This is a genomic window from Nonomuraea sp. NPDC049158 (assembly GCF_040648335.1).
Taxonomy (GTDB): Bacteria; Actinomycetota; Actinomycetes; order Streptosporangiales; family Streptosporangiaceae; genus Nonomuraea.
Genome location: NZ_JBEZDM010000013.1, coordinates 34372 through 49284, shown reverse-complemented (window position 1 = coordinate 49284; position 14913 = coordinate 34372). Strand labels below are relative to the sequence as shown.

Below are 14913 nucleotides of genomic sequence, written 5' to 3'. Positions count from 1 at the left end.
AACGTGATCTGGTGCATCGCTGAAGGGAGTGCCGGTGGGCATCATTTCGCGCGGCTTCCAGGGTCGGCGCAGGGGCGACGACGACCGGTTGCCGCCCGGCCAATACCTGGTCGACGACTTCCCGGTGCTGTCGACCGGGCCGACGCCGCGGATCCCGCTGGAGCGGTGGGAGTTCGCCATCGACACCGAGGCCGAGCAGACCCACCGATGGACCTGGCCGGAGCTGATGGCGCTGCCGCAGGAGACGCCGACGGTCGACATCCACTGCGTCACCAAATGGTCCAAGCTCGGCACCGGCTGGCAGGGCGTCTCGCTGGACACGCTGTTCGAGAACGTCGAGTCGGCCGCCGAGTACGCGCTGGCCTACTCGTACGGCGGCTACACCACGAACCTCCCCCTGGAAGACCTGCTCGACGGCAAGGCGTGGATCGTCCACAAGTTCGACGGCGAGGAGCTCGAACCCCGGCACGGCGGCCCGGCCCGGCTGCTGGTGCCGCACCTGTACCTCTGGAAGTCGGCCAAGTGGATCCACGGCATCCGGCTGCTCGACGAGGACTGGCCGGGCTTCTGGGAGACCGCCGGCTACCACAACTACGGCGACCCGTGGCGCGAGCAGCGCTACGAGGGCGACTAGGTGCGCCGCCTGACCTGGCTACCCGCCAGGCTGACCGCGCTGCGTGACGAGAGCGCCAGCGCCCGCACGCTGGTCTTCCAGGTGCCGGGCTGGCCGGGGCACCTGGCCGGCCAGCACGTGGACGTGCGGCTGACCGCCGAGGACGGCTACAGCGCCCAGCGCAGTTACTCGTTGTCCGCACCGGCCGACGGCGACACGGTCGAGCTCACCGTCGAACGCGTACCCGACGGGGAGGTCTCGCCGTACCTCACAGAGGTCATCGAGCCCGGTGACCAGGTGGAGATCCGTGGGCCGGTCGGCGGCTGGTTCGTCTGGCGGCCCGAGAGCACCTCGCCGGTGCTGCTGGTCGGCGGCGGCTCGGGCATCGTCCCGCTGATGGCCATGATCCGCGCGCGTCGCCGGGCGGGCAGCCGGGTGCCGTTCCGGCTGCTGTACTCGCTGCGCGAGCCCGGCAGCCGCTATTACGCCGAGGAACTACGCCGTCCCGACGCCGGGCTGGACGTCGGCTACATCTACACGCGGGCGGTGCCGGACGGCTGGCCCCGCCCGGCCGGCCGCATCCTGCTGGACGACCTGGCGGAAGGCGGCTGGCCCGCCGGCTTCGAGCCGGAGTGCTACGTCTGCGGCCCGACGGGGTTCGTCGAGTCGGCCGCCGACCTGCTGCTCGCGCTCGGGCACGCGCCCAAGCACATCAGAACCGAACGCTTCGGCCCGACCGGAGGCTGACATGACCGCCGAACACCTGGACGGCAACGCCCTCGCCGGCCCGCTGAGCGAGATCTTCGCCGTGGACGTCACCGCGGCCATCGGACGGTGCGCGAGCTGCGGGCTGACGGGCTCCGTAGCCCAACTCCGCGTGTATGGCCCCGAACCGGGGCTGGTCGCCCGCTGCCCCGGCTGCGACGAGGTCGTGCTGCGTCTGGTACGCGGGCCGGGCGCGGCGTGGCTCGACCTGCGCGGCGCCGTGTCGTTGCGCGTGCGACTGCCTGAATAGCGGATCTCACTCGATCCGGCTTAGTACACTCGGGCACGTCCAACCGGCCGAGATCTGTACGGCGGAGGTCTTGGCCATGGGCGGCGGCCCACGGCCCTGTCCCATGGGAGTCACGTGAACAGCGGGCTGCTGGACGCGCCACCATCCCCACAAGCGCCGGCCCGCGGCCGTAAACGCTGGCTGCGGTGGACGATCGCGATCGTGATGACGATCGTGCTGGTGATCGCGGGCGTCGCGGTCGGCGTCTACCTCAAGCTGTACGGCAACGTGAAGCACGACGCCGTCACGGCCGATGACCTCGGCGCGTCCCGTCCGCCCAAGGTGGCGGACACCGCGATGAACGTGCTGATCGTCGGCTCCGACCAGCGCGACGGCAAGAACGCCAAGTACGGCCGCCGCGTCGCGGGTGAGCGTACCGACACGATCATGCTGGCACACGTCTCGTCGAAGCGGGACAACGCCATGGTCGTCAGCTTTCCGCGCGACTCTCTGGTGCAGTTGCCCGCCTGCCGCGCCAAGGCCGGACTGACCGGCCAGCAGCCGCACCTGGGCATGATCAACGAGTCGTTCAACTCCGGCGGCATCGCCTGCACCTGGAAGACGATCGAGTCGCTCACCGGCATCCGCATCGACCACTTCGTCAAGGTCGACTTCACCGGCTTCAAGAGCATGGTCGACGCGGTGGGCGGTGTGGAGATCTGCCTGCCCGAGGCGGTCAACGACAAGAAGGCGCTGCTCCACCTGGCCGCCGGGCGGCAGACGGTCAACGGCGAGCAGGCGCTCGGCTACGTCCGTGCCCGCTACAGCATGGGCGACGGCTCCGACATCGGGCGGATCCAGCGCCAGCAGATGTTCATCGCGTCGATGGTGAAGAAGGTCATGAGCGGGCAGACGCTCACCGACCCGGGCAAGCTCTTCAACTTCCTCGACGCCGGCACCAAGGCCGTCACCACCGACCCCGACCTCACCCCCGGCGTGATGAAGGACCTGGCCACCAGCCTGCAGGGCCTCAATGTGGGCAAGATCCGCTTCGTCACAACGCCGTGGCACTACTCGCTCACCCAGCCGGGCCGGGTGGAGTGGGTACAACCGCAGGCCGGGAAGCTGTTCCAGATCGTGTCCAAGGACGAGAGCGTGCAGGGCGTCAAGGGCGGGCAGACCAAGGTGTCCAGGTCCAAGATGCAGATCGAGCTGCGCAACGGCACCTACCGCACCGGTCTCGGCACGCAGGTGGCCGCCTCGTTGGAGCAGCGGGGCTACCACATCACCAAGATCGGCGACACGGCCCGCAAGCCGAACGCCAAGACGACGATCTTCTACGGACCCAAGGGCGAGACGGGCGTCCCGACCCTGACCAAGGACCTGCTCACGTCCACGACGCGGTTGGTGGCGGGAGCGCAGACGAGCCGCTTGGTGCTGGTGATCGGCGACGACTGGAAGGGCACCAAGCCCCTCCGCATCGACGACACCGAGGCGCTGAAGGGCTTCGACGCGACCCACGACACCTGCGCGGCGTCCTGACCACGCGACTCGCGACCCACGACACCCGCACGGGCTGATCAGGCGATCAGGCGATCAGGAGTCAGGCGATCAGGGGTCAGGCGATGAAGGCCGACAGTGCGGCCAGCGCCTCCACCACCTGGTGGGCGTCGGGGGTGCTCTCCGGGTCCAGGAGCCATTGGATCATCAGGCCGTCCGAGATCGCGATCAGCACCGCGATCAGGGCGTCCGGCGCGAACCCGAGCTCCACCCCCAGCTCCGCCGCCGCCCTGTTGATCATGTCGACGCCCGCCTTCCTGGCCCTGGCGTAGACGGCGGCCAGCTTCTCTCTCAGCACGTCCTCGCGCAGAGCCGCCGGGTATGCCTCCACGGCCAGGACCAGTTGCGGCCGCATCTCCGCGAAGACGTCGACCAGGGACACCATGGCGCGTTCGAGCATCTCCCTCGGGCTCGCCAGCGGCCCCCCGAAGACCGACTCCTCCACGTGCTCGATCCAGGCGTCGTAGGCGGCCACGATCGCCTCGTTGAGCAGGGCGTCCTTGCCGCCGAAGTGGTAGCCGATGGAGGCCAGGTTGGTGCCCGACGCGGCGACCAGGTCGCGGGCGGTCGTACGGGCATAGCCCTTCTCCTGCAGGCAGTTGACCGCCGCCGCCAGGAGTCTCTCCCGGTATCCACCGAGCTCTGTTCTCGACACGTGTTCTATGCTATCGATATATACAAGCGTATATGACGTACGTATATATACACGAAGGGTCGAACGATGCTCCCCCCTGGACCGAGGCTCCCCGCGCTGCTCCAGACCGCCTGGCTGCTGAGCAACCCGCTTGGCGCGCTCGAGAAGTGCCGCCGCAAATACGGCCCGATCTTCACCGTGCGCCTCTTCGGCTTCCCACCCGAGGTCTACGTCGCCACTCCCGAGCTGGCCGAGCAGGTCTACCGGCTCGACCAGGGCGGCGGACGGGCCGGTCGCGTCCGGCGCGACTTCCTCGAGCCGATGGTCGGCGCGCACTCCCTGCTCACCCTCGACGACGAGCCGTGGTGGCGGCACCGGCGGCTGCTCACCCCGCCGCTGCGCGCCAAGCAGATCGCCGGGTACGAGGGCGAGATCGCCGCCATCGCCGCCGAGAAGATCGCGACCTGGCCGCTCGGCACCCCGTTCGCGCTGCGCGACCGCATGCAGGAGATCACGCTGGAGGTCATACTCCGGCTGGTCTTCGGCATCCGCGACGCTCAGCGGCTCGACCGGCTACGCGTACTGCTGCCGAAGCTGATCGAGGTCGGCGGCTCGCCGGCGATGATGGTGCTGCCGCCCCGATTGCGCGAGGCCACGCGGCGCCTGCCGTTCACCCCGTACGCGCGGTTCCTGCGGCTGCGCGCGGCCGTCGACGAGATCCTGTTCGACGAGATCGGCCGGCGGCGCGCCGAGCCGGGCGGCACCGACGTGCTGGGCAGGCTGCTCGAGACCGAACTCGGGGACCAGGAAGTGCGCGACGAGCTGATCACCCTGCTCATCGCCGGTCACGAGACGACGGCCACGGGGCTGGCGTGGGCGTTCGAACGGCTGCTACGCACCCCAGAAGTGCTCGACCGGCTGCCGCACGACGAGGAGTATCTCGATGCCGTGGTCAAGGAGGCACTGCGCGTCAGGCCGGTCGTCTTCGAGGCGCCCCGGCTGGTCGACGCCCCGCTGCGGCTGGGCGACTATGAGGTGCCCGCCGAATGGTACGCGGCACCGCTCATCGCACTCATCCACCAGGACCCGTCGATCTGGCCGTCACCTGAGGAATTCAGGCCCGAACGCTTCCTGGACGGCGCGGACGCCCACGGCAAGGCGTGGATGCCCTTCGGCGGCGGCCGGCGCTTCTGCGTCGGCGCCCAGCTCGCCCTCCTGGAGATGCGCGTCATCCTCCGAGAGGTGCTGGGCCGCCTGGAGCTCTCCGCGCCGAATCCGGCGCCGGAGGCCAGGCGGCTCAAGCTCGTCACCCTTGCCCCTGCGAAGCTGACACGCGTCAGCGCGCGTGCTCGGACTCCTGCTCGGACGCCGTAGTCGGGTGCATCTCGTCATGCGGCGAGTCGGCGCCCAGCTCCTTGCGGAGCCGGTCGTAGTCGATGTTGTGATCGGTGTACTTAAGCTGGCGAGCGACCTTCGTCTGCTTCGCCTTGGCTCTTCCTCGGCCCATGGCTACTCCCTAGTCCCCGCTGTCATCTTAGCCAACAACGTTACGACTTGAAGAACTATGCAAGTGCGCTGGATTAGTCTGACACTATGCACGTGGAGGTCTACCAGGCCAAGGCCGATTTCTTCCGAACTCTCGGCCACCCCGCTCGCATCAAAGTGCTGGAGCTACTCCAGGAAGGCCCGCTTCCGGTCCGGGAACTCCTGGCCCAGATCGACATCGAGCCGTCGAGCCTCTCCCAGCAACTGGCCGTGCTGCGAAGAGCCGGGATCGTGAGCGCCATCCGCGAGGGCAGCACCGTCGTCTACACGCTGGCCACCCCCGAGCTGGCCGACCTGCTCGGGGCCGCTCGCCGCATCCTCACCGACATGCTCGCCGACCAGGGCGAGCTGCTCGCCGAGCTACGAGCCGAGGTCCCCTGACAGGGCTCGGTGGGTGATCAATCCGGGCTCGGTCTTCGAGGACGCCGCGGCTGAGCATGCGCTTGCGAGCTATAACGTGCTTGTCGCTACTTGTCGGCGGCGGCCGCGCGGCGGGCGCGGGCCTGGACGACCTTGGGGTAGCGGGCGGTGAAGACGGCCGGGGCGGCGAACGTGACCACCTTGATGGCGATGACCACGGCTGTCGCGTGCGGCGCGGCGGCCAGCACGAACGTCAGCGACACGGCGGCGACGGTGAACGCGCTCGCCCAGACCGTGGTGATGACCGCGTTGACCCGGTAGAAGGCCGGGGTGTTCCAGGCTTCCTTGGGCGCCATGGTCCGCGCGATGCCGAGCGTGAACGGCCGGCGGATGGCCAGCGAGCCCCAGGCGGTGCCCGCCAGCCAGACGTTGACCAGCGCCGGGCCGTACGGCGTGAGGAACGAATGCGGATCGATCAGCGACAGGACCGTGAGGCAGGCGAAGAAGACCGCGGCGCTCGACTCGATCACCATCTCGTCCCAGGCCCGCCCCGCTCGGCGGTCCACGACGACGAGGACCAGCGCGATGACGAGACCGGTGATGGCGCCCCAGCGCCACTCGTCGCCGGTGGCGATGATCGCGTAGAGGATCCAGGGGGCGAATCCCAGCAGACCGCGCATGTCAATCTCCCAACGACATTCCTATGCAGACATGTCGAAGGTAGAACCTGCGAGCTCGATATGTCAATATAGGAATATGAGTCTTCGACACGCCGCGCTCGGCCTGCTTTCCGAAGGACCCGCGAGCGGCTATGACCTGATGAAGATGTTCGACGTCTCCCTCGCGAACGTCTGGCCGGCCACGCAGAGCCAGCTCTACGCCGAGCTCGGCAAGCTGGCCGACGCCGGGTTGGTGAGCGTGGCGGCCGAGGGGCCGCGCGGCCGCAAGGAGTATGCCATCACCGAAGAGGGCCTGGCCGAACTGCGCCACTGGCTCATCGAGGTGGAGCCGGTCCGGAACGTACGCAGCGACATGCTGTTGCGCGTGTTCTTCCTGGCCCAGGTGGATCCGTCACAGGCCAAGGACTACCTGCGGCGGCAGGCGGAGATGGCGGCCGAACGGTTGGCGCACCTGGAGAGCATCAGGGAGTTCGTGGAGTCCGGGCAGGACAATCTGTCGGTGTACGGGAGGCTCGTGCTGGAGTACGGCCATCACCTGAGCACCACGGCGCGGGACTGGGCCGAATGGGCCGAAGGGCAGATCCGTTAGGCTCGCCCCATGGTCTCCGAACTGTTCGATCCGAAGGCATGGCAGGTGGTCGAGGGATTCGACTTCACCGACATCACCTATCACCGGGCGGTCGACCAGGGCACCGTACGGATCGCCTTCGATCGCCCCGAGGTGCGCAACGCGTTCCGCCCGCAGACGGTCGATGAGCTCTATCGAGCGCTCGACCATGCCCGGCAGACCACGGACGTGGGCTGCGTGCTGCTCACCGGCAACGGCCCCTCGCCCAAGGACGGCGGCTGGGCCTTCTGCTCGGGCGGCGACCAGCGGATCAGGGGCAAGGACGGCTACCAGTACGCCGACGGCTCGGCGTCCACCGGCCGGCTGCACATCCTGGAGGTGCAGCGGCTGATCCGCTTCATGCCAAAGATCGTCATCTGCGTGGTGCCCGGCTGGGCCGCGGGCGGCGGGCACAGCCTGCACGTCGTGTCGGACCTCACACTGGCCAGCGAGGAGCATGCCCGCTTCAAGCAGACGGACGCCGACGTGGCCAGTTTCGACGGCGGCTTCGGGTCGGCGTACCTGGCCCGGCAGGTGGGGCAGAAGTTCGCCCGCGAGATCTTCTTCCTCGGCGACACCTACTCCGCCGCCGACGCGCACCGGATGGGGATGGTGAACGCCGTCGTCCCCCATGCCGAGCTGGAGCAGAGAGCGCTGGAGTGGGGCCGCAAGATCAATGGCAAGTCGCCCACGGCCCAGCGGATGTTGAAATATGCCTTCAACATGGTCGATGACGGGTTGGTGGGGCAGCAGGTGTTCGCCGGTGAGGCGACGCGGCTGGCGTACATGACGGACGAGGCCGCCGAGGGCCGCGACTCGTTCCTGGAGAAGCGCGCACCCGACTGGTCCTCCTTCCCCTGGCATTACTGATCCGCCGTCCCCGCTGCCGCGGAATTCCGTCCCGGATTATCTAGAGTGACGGTGTGAGCGGAGTGCTCGGCGCGCGAACGTTCGGCGAGGCCGAGCCGTTCGTCGCCGACCTACCAGGGAGCCGGCCGACTGCTCGTTCGGCACCAGCGCCGCTTCTGGCGCTGGCGGTGGTGACCACCTCGGCCGATCTTTAGGGCCTTTGCCCGTCTCTACCCAATCGTGACCAAGAGCTGGAATTCTGATACGTCCTTTGACTTAGTCGTGGGATGGGGATGAGACAGTTGCCGGCATCCGGGGTGTGGCGCCGCTTCGTCAGGCACGCGTCCGCTCTGTGGCTCGTCAGCGCGGTGATCGCGTTATGCCTGCCATCTCCCGCGCAAGCGCAAGCCATGGCCGACAAGACCCTCACCCTGGCCTACACCTGTACCGGCGGCCCGTTCAGCGACACAACGCTCAGCGTGCCGCTCACCATGCCCGACACGGCGAGTGGCACCTTCGACGTCAAGTGGCGCATTCCCGCCCTGACGCTGCGCACGGCACCGACCACCACCACGCAGGTCCACGTCGCCGGAAAGCTCATGGTGACCGGCGGAACCCACACGGATCTCAGCAAGACCGGGGCGAGCGTCACCTCCGGATCCACCTCCGTGCTCGCCGGACAGGTCACGAGCACGGTGTCGGTGACCGCCACGACGGGTGGCGAGATGACGGTCCAGGGCTCCACCGAGCAGGGCAGCCTGAAGCTGAGCCTGGCCAGTGCGCCGTCGGAGGTGACCTCGTGCACGACCACGAGCACGACCAGCGTGGTGATCACGGTCGGCCAGGGCGGCACCGGCAACGGCACCGGTGACGTGGTGACCTACTCCTGCAAGACCGGCACGGAGGCCACCCCGCAGACCGTCAAGGTCAAGGTCACGCTGACGATGCCGACGACCACCCCCAAGACCGGCGAACAGTTCTCGATCGGCTGGGCGGGCACCTATGAGACAGGTTACGAACTAGAGGCCCCGTCCACCGCTCTGCCCGCCGGCAGCAAGCTGTACGCCTATGCCGCGATCTCCGGCATCTCCCAGCTGACCTCCGCGACCGGAGTGGCCGACCTGACAGCGGTCACCGACGGTGACCCCATCACGCTGCCCACCAGCGTCGAGATGAAGACCACCTCGAAGAACTCGGGCTCGGCGACGGTGAAGGCGGCCGCCATCAACATCGGCACTTCACCGACCGCCCCGGTCATCGAGTGCGAGGTTCAGGACGCCACCAGCCTCAAAACGTACCCCCTCACCATCGGGGCAGGCAGCGGCAGCAGCCCCTCGCCGACCCCCACGAAGTCCAAGTCCCCGACCCCCAAGTCATCGTCCAAGACCTCCTACAAGTCTGAGCCTTCCGCCACCCCGAAGGCGGGAGCCGACACGGGCGCGGGCGGCGACGCCGGTCCGGACGGCCGCCTGTTCGTACTGACGGGCTCCGCTCTGATAGCAGCGGCGGGCGCGGGCGGCCTCCTCATGCGCCGCCGATCCGCGACCAGGCCCTGACCGGAGGCACCATTTCCGATCGACGACCTGGACACCGAGATCGTCGCCTCCTTCGTCGAGCTCGTCCCGCTGGCCGGCGGCTGACTGGTGCCTGATCAGCCTTGATATCTACTTCCTTATCGATGGACGATAGATAGCAATATTGGACGCAAGGAGATCGGTTCTGGTCTGCTAAGCGGGCATTGACGTCCATCGGGGTCGTGATCGCCTCCAGGTCTCTGGCCCGTGAAAGCAGGTGTTCGCCCATGTCCTTCGGGCAGTCCAGCCCGTCCCGCCGCGCGTTGCTGGCCGCCGCGGCCCTCCTGCCGCTGGCGGGACGCGGGGCCGAGGCATCGGCGGCATCGGCCGCCGCTCCCAAGAGCGCACAGCACTACTACGACCGCGCGGCCAAGCTGGCCGGCGACGACCCGGTGCTGCGGGCCCTCGTCAAAGTGCTCACGCCGGGCCTCCCGATGCCGTCGGCGAAGCCCCTCGCGCCACTGAGGATCTTCGACGATGTCGCGGTGGTGGGCACCAGCTTCGTCCAGGCCACGGCCCTGCTCACCTCCCAGGGTGTCATCCTCATCGACGCGATGGGATCACCGGACGACGCCGAAAAGATCATCGTTCCCGGGCTGCGCTCTGTGGGAGTGGATCCAGCGAAGATCAAGTACGTGGTGGTCGCCCACGGCCATAGCGATCATTTCGGCGGCGCCCAGTTCCTCGCCGACCAGTACGGCGCCCGAGTCATGATGAGCCGAGCCGACTGGAATGTCATCGCTGCCGAACGTCCGGCCAATGCCCCCAAGCGAGACCTGGAGATATCCGACGGACAGCGGCTCACCCTCGGAGACACCACAGTCGCGTTCCACCACACGCCCGGGCACACGCCGGGCACCGTCTCGCCGATCTTCCCGGTGCGCTGGAAGGGGCTACGACACACCGCGATGTTGTGGGGCGGGACCGCGCCACCCGCCGCGACCGCGGACAAGCGCACCAATCTCTCCTCTGTGCTCGCCTTCGCCTCCAGGATGAGGCAGGCGGGGGTGGACGTCGAGCTGAACAATCATGGAGGCTGCGACAACAGCCTGGCGCGCATCGAGGAGTTGCGGGCCGGGTCCACGGGAGCGGCGAATCCGTTCGTCATCGGCCGTTCCAGGACGCAGCGCTTCATGAAGGTCATGGAGATCATGCTGCGCGGCCGCATCGTCCAAGACCAGGAGGCGAGCGCCGGCACGTCTTCAGGCGCCGCGAGCGCCTCACCCGGACGATCGACCAACGTCTGCTGCTGAAAGACGACCGAGCGCCTGGGAACGCCACGCATGCCGCGCGTGCGCTGTCATGTGCCCTTCGGGGTCAGAGCCAGTTGACCGGGACGTCCGGGCAGAGTCGCTGGTAGGGGCCGGCGTCGCGGGTGATGATGCGCCAGTCGGTGGCGTTGCCGACGTCGGTGCGGCGGTGGGACGCGGCGAGTGCGGTGTGGGCGGCGGGCAGCGAGGCGACGTCGTGCTCCGCCGCCAGTGAGCCGACCGTGACGGCGTCATCCCTGTCGAGCGGGTCGACGTGGTGGGCGATCATGTACAGCAGGCCCTGCAGGCGTTCGCGGGCGGGTTCGGTACGGACCTGACGTGCGGCCTCGGCGGCGACGATCGTGGGGATGACGATGGGGTAGCCGCGGCGGACGGCTTCACCGATGATCACTTCGATCTCGATGTCCTTGGCCAGCCAGTCGGTGAGGGCGGCGTGGTCGAGGACCAGGCCGGTGTCCAGAAAGCGCACGGCTATCGGCGGCTCTCCTCGATACGGTCGAACATGGCGCGGACGCGCGCGAGCGTGTCGGCGGGGGCGTCGTTGAGGTTGTAGCCGACGAGCTCGCGCCAGACGGCCATTCTGCGATCTCGATCGAGTTTCTCGGCGACGGCTTCGTCTACGTAGGTGGAGACGGTGACTCCGTGGGCGGCTGCGGCTTGCTTGAGTTGCCTGCCGACGTCCTCGGTGTGGGAGAAGCTGGTCCGCTTGTCCTTCGTCTGCATACGATTGAGGGTAGCAACTGCATACGTTCCTGGGTATGACCTGCCGGGGCTTGCGGCAGACTGGGTGGGTGGAGATCGTGGTGCCCGCCGCTTTGACCGAGTCTCACGTGACGTACGACGGAGAGGCCGGGCGGGCCTGGTCGGCGGGGTTGCCCGCGCTGGCCGAGCGGTATCTCGAGCAGTGGGACCTGCGGCTCGATGGTGCGCCCGCGCACGGGTTCGTGGCGCTGGTGCTGCCCGTGGTGCGGGCCGATGGGACGCGGGCGGTGCTCAAGCTGCAGCCCGTGACCGACGAGACCGCCGGCGAGGGGCTGGGGCTGCGGGCCTGGGCGGGTGACGGGTCGGTGTTGGTGGTCGACGAAGATCCTGCCACCGGCACCCTGCTGCTCGAACGGCTCGACGCCGGGCGGCCGCTGTCGTCCGAACCCGATGTCATGAAGGCGCTGGAGATCCTCACCGAGCTGCTTCGGCGGCTGGTGGTGCTGCCCGCTCCCCAGGGGATGCGCCAGTTGGGGGACATCGCGGGTGGCATGCTCGACCGCGTTTCCGACGCGGTGGCGGTGCTGCCCAGGGAGCGGGATCGGCGCTGGTTGGAGATCTGCGCGGGGGCGGTTCGTGAGCTGGCGGGCGAGCCGGGCGATCGGTTGCTGCACTGGGATCTGCACTACGACAACGTGCTGGCCGGGGTACGGGAGCCGTGGCTGGCCATCGACCCCAAGCCGCTCGCCGGGGACCCCGGGTTCGACCTGATGCCCGCGCTGCGCAACCGGTGGGAGGAGGCCGTGGCGACGGGGGATGTGCGTCGGGCGGTGTTGCGGCGGTTCGACCTCATGGTGGACGGGCTCGGGCTGGATCGGCGACGGGCTGCGGGGTGGACGCTCGGCCGGGTGCTGCAGGACTCGCTCTGGGACGTGGCCCGGGGCGAGCCGGAGCTCAACGAGATCCAGCTCGCCGTGGCCGAGGCGGTCCGTCACCGCCTGTAGGACAGCCGGGGTCAATCCGACAGGCTGTGGAGGAAGGCTCGTACGAGAGCGGCGATCTGGGGACGGCGGGTTTCCAGGGCGAAGTGGCCGGCGTCCAGGAGGTGGACGCGGGCGTCCTTCACGTCGCGAGCGAACGCCTTGGCACCTTCCGGGGCGAAGATCTCGTCGTTGCGACCCCAGACGGCGAGCACAGGGGGCTGGTGGGTGCGCAGGTAGTCCTGCCATTGCGGGTACGCGGCCACGTTGGCGGCGTAGTTCAAGAAGAGCGTGAGTTGGATCTCATGACTGCCCGGACGGTCGAGCAGGGCCTGGTCGAGAGCCTCCTTGTCGGGGTTGACCAGGGAGACGTCGGGGACACCGTGGGTGTACTGCCAGTGCGTGGCCTCACGGGTGTAGTTGGCGCGCAGTGGTGCGAGGTCGGCTTCGGTGGGGTTCGCCCAGATCTCGCGGAGGTCCTTCCAGAAAGGGGCCAGTCCGTCCTCGTAGGCGTTGCCGTTCTGGCTGATGATGCCGGTGATCCGCTCGGGGTGGCGCAGGGCGAGCCGGAAGCCGACGGGGGCGCCGTAGTCGTGTACGTAAATGGCGTACCTGGTCAGGCCGAGCGAGTCGAGCAGCCGGTCGACGACGTCGGCGAGATGGTCGAAGGTGTAGTCCCACTCCGAGGCGGCCGGGGCCGAGCTGTGCCCGAAACCGGGGTAGTCGGGGGCGATCAGGTGGAACTCATCAGCGAGGTCGGCGATCAGCTCCTGGTAGGCGATCGAGGAGGTGGGGAAGCCGTGGAGCAGTACGAGCGTGGGGGCCGACGGGTCGCCTGCCTCACGGTAGAAGACGTCCAGGCCGTCGATGACGGTGGTGCGGTAGCGGGTGGCCATGGCGACTCCTCTTAACCGTCTAAATCAGCTTTGATGGTTAAGTGGTAGCATGAGACTGGTTAACCGGTCAAATCGATTTGAGAGGTTAGAGCCTGTGAGAGTGCGGCCGCTTCGTGGGGAGTCTGTGGCCTTCGACCTGGTGAACACCATGTGGTCGGAGCATGGGGTGCCGCTCGATCAGTTCGACGACCTCGATGGCGTGCGGGCCTGGCTCGACGATCACGGGCTGCCGGGTGGCGACGAGCCGGAGCGCGTACGGGATCGGCTGATGGAGGCTCGTGCCGCCCTGCGGGCCGTGCTGGACGGGCGCGGGCCCGAGCGGCTCAACGCCGTGCTCGGCCACGGCAGCCGCCGCCCACTGATCCGCGCCGCCGACCCGCACCAGCCGCATGAGCCGTACGAGCTGGTCGTCGTGGACGAGGCGGCGTGGCATGCGGCGTGGGTGGCGGCGGCGGACCTGGTGCGGATCCTCCGTGAGCGGCCCGAGCGGGTGCGCAAGTGCGCGAACCCGGAGTGCGTGCTGTGGTTCCTCGACACGAGCAAGAACGGCAGCCGCCGCTGGTGCTCGATGGAGGCGTGCGGCAACCGGGCGAAGGTGGGCCGGTTCAACCAACGCCAGCGCACCGCGGGCTGACCGGCCCGAAGGTCAGATGAGGAGGGCGAGCTTGCCGCGGCCGTGGCGGGTTTCGATCTCGCGGTGCGCGTCCGCCGCCTCCTCCAGCCGGTACGTCCGGCGGATCAGGAACTTCAGCTCCCCCTTCGCGACAAGGGCGGCATACCGGGCCAGACGCTCAGCCGTGCGGACACCCTTCGTGACCATGATGCCCAACTCGTCCGCCTTGCCATGGTCGACCATGGTCAGAATGCGGCCACGGTCCGGGACCAGCTCCAGGGAGACGTCCAGCGCCGCGCCACCCGCTCCGTCCAGGGCCGCGTCCACACCGCCGGGCGCGAGCGCGCGTACCCGGGAGGCCAGGCCGTCCCCGTAGGCGACGGGGACAGCGCCCAGATCGCGTAGGTAGGCGTGGTTCTCCTCGCGAGCGGTGCCGATCACGGTGGCGCCCCTGCGGACGGCGAGCTGTACGGCGACCGAGCCGACCGCTCCGGCGGCGGCGTGGACGAGGAGCGTCTCGCCCGCGACCGGGTTCAGCTGGCCGATGGCGATGTCGGCGGTCTGCACCGCGGCGGTCAGCGCGCCGGCCACCTCCCAGGGAATCTCCGGGGGCTTGAGCGTGACGTCGGTGGCGGGGACCACGATGTACTCGGCGTAGCTGTTCAGCAGCGAGAAGCCGAGCACCTCGGCGCCCACGTCGAGGCGCACACCCGGCTCCCCTTGGCCGACCACGCCCGGACTTCCTTGATCGACCACGCCCGGCCCCACCTGGTCGATCACGCCCGCGAACTCGTTGCCGGGGATCCGTGGCAACGGGTCGGTCAGGCCGGGCGGCGTCCAACCGGCCCGCACCGCCGTGTCGAAGGGCTGCATCCCGGCGGCCTTGATCCGGACCCGGACCTGGCCCGGCCCGGCCTCCGGCATGGGCCGGGACATCACGCTGAGCACCTCAGGTCCGCCGAAGTCAGCAAACGCCGCCGCTTTCATGAAATTTCCACTCATGGGGACGACTGTGCATCCTCAACTGCACTTGAG

20 protein-coding genes are annotated in these 14913 nt (G+C 68.7%); 13 read left to right on the top strand and 7 right to left on the bottom strand.

The window, feature by feature from the left end:
- Window positions 1-34 precede the first annotated feature (34 nt).
- The 4 genes from AB0B61_RS27135 to AB0B61_RS27120 all read left to right on the top strand — a co-directional run bounded on the left by AB0B61_RS27135 (window position 35) and on the right by AB0B61_RS27120 (window position 3149).
- On the top strand, window positions 35-634 hold the full coding sequence (locus tag AB0B61_RS27135) for a sulfite oxidase-like oxidoreductase (RefSeq protein ID WP_358437213.1): 600 nt from the start codon (window positions 35-37) through the stop codon (window positions 632-634).
- The gene (locus AB0B61_RS27130; RefSeq protein ID WP_358437211.1) at window positions 635-1360 is read left to right on the top strand and encodes a ferredoxin reductase; all 726 of its coding nucleotides are present in this window, start codon (window positions 635-637) and stop codon (window positions 1358-1360) included.
- Between the two features lies 1 nt (window position 1361).
- Window positions 1362-1628 (top strand): DUF6510 family protein, encoded by a 267-nt coding sequence (locus AB0B61_RS27125; protein ID WP_358437208.1) that lies wholly within the window; start codon window positions 1362-1364, stop codon window positions 1626-1628.
- A gap of 114 nt (window positions 1629-1742) precedes the next feature.
- Window positions 1743-3149, top strand: coding sequence for an LCP family protein (locus AB0B61_RS27120; protein WP_358437205.1), 1407 nt, complete (start codon window positions 1743-1745; stop codon window positions 3147-3149).
- A gap of 76 nt (window positions 3150-3225) precedes the next feature.
- Here AB0B61_RS27120 and AB0B61_RS27115 read toward each other — a convergent pair whose 3' ends face one another.
- Window positions 3226-3822, bottom strand: a complete 597-nt coding sequence (locus AB0B61_RS27115) for a TetR family transcriptional regulator (RefSeq protein WP_358437203.1) — start codon at window positions 3820-3822, stop codon at window positions 3226-3228.
- A gap of 66 nt (window positions 3823-3888) precedes the next feature.
- Here AB0B61_RS27115 and AB0B61_RS27110 point away from each other — a divergent pair, with 66 nt between their 5' ends.
- A complete protein-coding gene (locus AB0B61_RS27110; RefSeq protein WP_358437200.1) occupies window positions 3889-5175 on the top strand; it encodes a cytochrome P450 in 1287 nt (428 codons plus the stop codon).
- On the opposite strand, the gene AB0B61_RS27105 is transcribed toward AB0B61_RS27110, so the two are convergent.
- Window positions 5138-5308 (bottom strand): DUF3073 domain-containing protein, encoded by a 171-nt coding sequence (locus tag AB0B61_RS27105; RefSeq protein WP_358437197.1) that lies wholly within the window; start codon window positions 5306-5308, stop codon window positions 5138-5140. The genes AB0B61_RS27110 and AB0B61_RS27105 overlap by 38 nt on opposite strands.
- Window positions 5309-5394: 86 nt before the next feature.
- On the opposite strand from AB0B61_RS27105, the gene AB0B61_RS27100 reads away from it, so the two are divergent.
- The gene (locus AB0B61_RS27100; RefSeq protein ID WP_358437194.1) at window positions 5395-5727 is read left to right on the top strand and encodes a metalloregulator ArsR/SmtB family transcription factor; all 333 of its coding nucleotides are present in this window, start codon (window positions 5395-5397) and stop codon (window positions 5725-5727) included.
- A gap of 86 nt (window positions 5728-5813) precedes the next feature.
- Here AB0B61_RS27100 and AB0B61_RS27095 read toward each other — a convergent pair whose 3' ends face one another.
- Complete coding sequence (locus AB0B61_RS27095) at window positions 5814-6386, bottom strand: hypothetical protein (RefSeq protein ID WP_358437192.1); 573 nt, start codon at window positions 6384-6386, stop codon at window positions 5814-5816.
- A gap of 76 nt (window positions 6387-6462) precedes the next feature.
- On the opposite strand from AB0B61_RS27095, the gene AB0B61_RS27090 reads away from it, so the two are divergent.
- The 5 genes from AB0B61_RS27090 (at window position 6463) to AB0B61_RS27070 (ending at window position 10669) form a co-directional block, all read left to right on the top strand.
- Complete coding sequence (locus AB0B61_RS27090) at window positions 6463-6975, top strand: PadR family transcriptional regulator (protein ID WP_358203967.1); 513 nt, start codon at window positions 6463-6465, stop codon at window positions 6973-6975.
- Between the two features lie 9 nt (window positions 6976-6984).
- On the top strand, window positions 6985-7863 hold the full coding sequence (locus AB0B61_RS27085; protein WP_358437189.1) for a 1,4-dihydroxy-2-naphthoyl-CoA synthase: 879 nt from the start codon (window positions 6985-6987) through the stop codon (window positions 7861-7863).
- Window positions 7864-7916: 53 nt separating this feature from the next.
- Window positions 7917-8057 carry a hypothetical protein gene (locus tag AB0B61_RS27080; protein WP_358437186.1) on the top strand — a complete coding sequence of 47 codons (141 nt, stop codon included), beginning with the start codon at window positions 7917-7919 and terminating at the stop codon, window positions 8055-8057.
- A 195-nt stretch (window positions 8058-8252) separates the two neighbouring features.
- Complete coding sequence (locus AB0B61_RS27075; protein ID WP_358437184.1) at window positions 8253-9398, top strand: hypothetical protein; 1146 nt, start codon at window positions 8253-8255, stop codon at window positions 9396-9398.
- 245 nt (window positions 9399-9643) lie between these two features.
- Window positions 9644-10669 (top strand): MBL fold metallo-hydrolase, encoded by a 1026-nt coding sequence (locus AB0B61_RS27070; protein WP_358437182.1) that lies wholly within the window; start codon window positions 9644-9646, stop codon window positions 10667-10669.
- A 64-nt stretch (window positions 10670-10733) separates the two neighbouring features.
- Here AB0B61_RS27070 and AB0B61_RS27065 read toward each other — a convergent pair whose 3' ends face one another.
- Both AB0B61_RS27065 and AB0B61_RS27060 read right to left on the bottom strand, forming a co-directional pair.
- Window positions 10734-11156, bottom strand: coding sequence for a hypothetical protein (locus AB0B61_RS27065; protein ID WP_358437180.1), 423 nt, complete (start codon window positions 11154-11156; stop codon window positions 10734-10736).
- Window positions 11157-11158: 2 nt separating this feature from the next.
- On the bottom strand, window positions 11159-11410 hold the full coding sequence (locus AB0B61_RS27060; protein WP_358437177.1) for a hypothetical protein: 252 nt from the start codon (window positions 11408-11410) through the stop codon (window positions 11159-11161).
- 68 nt (window positions 11411-11478) lie between these two features.
- Between AB0B61_RS27060 and AB0B61_RS27055 the strand changes: the two genes are divergently transcribed.
- Window positions 11479-12393 carry an aminoglycoside phosphotransferase family protein gene (locus AB0B61_RS27055; RefSeq protein WP_358437174.1) on the top strand — a complete coding sequence of 305 codons (915 nt, stop codon included), beginning with the start codon at window positions 11479-11481 and terminating at the stop codon, window positions 12391-12393.
- Window positions 12394-12404: 11 nt separating this feature from the next.
- On the opposite strand, the gene AB0B61_RS27050 is transcribed toward AB0B61_RS27055, so the two are convergent.
- Complete coding sequence (locus AB0B61_RS27050; RefSeq protein WP_358437171.1) at window positions 12405-13265, bottom strand: alpha/beta hydrolase; 861 nt, start codon at window positions 13263-13265, stop codon at window positions 12405-12407.
- A 124-nt stretch (window positions 13266-13389) separates the two neighbouring features.
- Here AB0B61_RS27050 and AB0B61_RS27045 point away from each other — a divergent pair, with 124 nt between their 5' ends.
- A complete protein-coding gene (locus tag AB0B61_RS27045; RefSeq protein ID WP_358437168.1) occupies window positions 13390-13899 on the top strand; it encodes a CGNR zinc finger domain-containing protein in 510 nt (169 codons plus the stop codon).
- A gap of 12 nt (window positions 13900-13911) precedes the next feature.
- Here AB0B61_RS27045 and AB0B61_RS27040 read toward each other — a convergent pair whose 3' ends face one another.
- The gene (locus AB0B61_RS27040) at window positions 13912-14880 is read right to left on the bottom strand and encodes an NADP-dependent oxidoreductase (protein WP_358437166.1); all 969 of its coding nucleotides are present in this window, start codon (window positions 14878-14880) and stop codon (window positions 13912-13914) included.
- Between the last annotated feature and the right edge of the window lie 33 nt (window positions 14881-14913).

Bases quoted from the DNA above. Each gene is read 5' to 3' on its own strand.
- AB0B61_RS27075 (WP_358437184.1), top strand. From the start codon at position 8,253: ATGGCCGACAAGACCCTCACCCTGGCCTACACCTGTACCGGCGGCCCG.
- AB0B61_RS27070 (WP_358437182.1), top strand. From the start codon at position 9,644: ATGTCCTTCGGGCAGTCCAGCCCGTCCCGCCGCGCGTTGCTGGCCGCC.
- AB0B61_RS27100 (WP_358437194.1), top strand. From the start codon at position 5,395: ATGCACGTGGAGGTCTACCAGGCCAAGGCCGATTTCTTCCGAACTCTC.
- AB0B61_RS27090 (WP_358203967.1), top strand. From the start codon at position 6,463: ATGAGTCTTCGACACGCCGCGCTCGGCCTGCTTTCCGAAGGACCCGCG.
- AB0B61_RS27050 (WP_358437171.1), bottom strand. From the start codon at position 13,265: ATGGCCACCCGCTACCGCACCACCGTCATCGACGGCCTGGACGTCTTC.
- AB0B61_RS27105 (WP_358437197.1), bottom strand. From the start codon at position 5,308: ATGGGCCGAGGAAGAGCCAAGGCGAAGCAGACGAAGGTCGCTCGCCAG.
- AB0B61_RS27125 (WP_358437208.1), top strand. From the start codon at position 1,362: ATGACCGCCGAACACCTGGACGGCAACGCCCTCGCCGGCCCGCTGAGC.
- AB0B61_RS27085 (WP_358437189.1), top strand. From the start codon at position 6,985: ATGGTCTCCGAACTGTTCGATCCGAAGGCATGGCAGGTGGTCGAGGGA.
- AB0B61_RS27060 (WP_358437177.1), bottom strand. From the start codon at position 11,410: ATGCAGACGAAGGACAAGCGGACCAGCTTCTCCCACACCGAGGACGTC.
- AB0B61_RS27110 (WP_358437200.1), top strand. From the start codon at position 3,889: ATGCTCCCCCCTGGACCGAGGCTCCCCGCGCTGCTCCAGACCGCCTGG.
- AB0B61_RS27095 (WP_358437192.1), bottom strand. From the start codon at position 6,386: ATGCGCGGTCTGCTGGGATTCGCCCCCTGGATCCTCTACGCGATCATC.
- AB0B61_RS27040 (WP_358437166.1), bottom strand. From the start codon at position 14,880: ATGAGTGGAAATTTCATGAAAGCGGCGGCGTTTGCTGACTTCGGCGGA.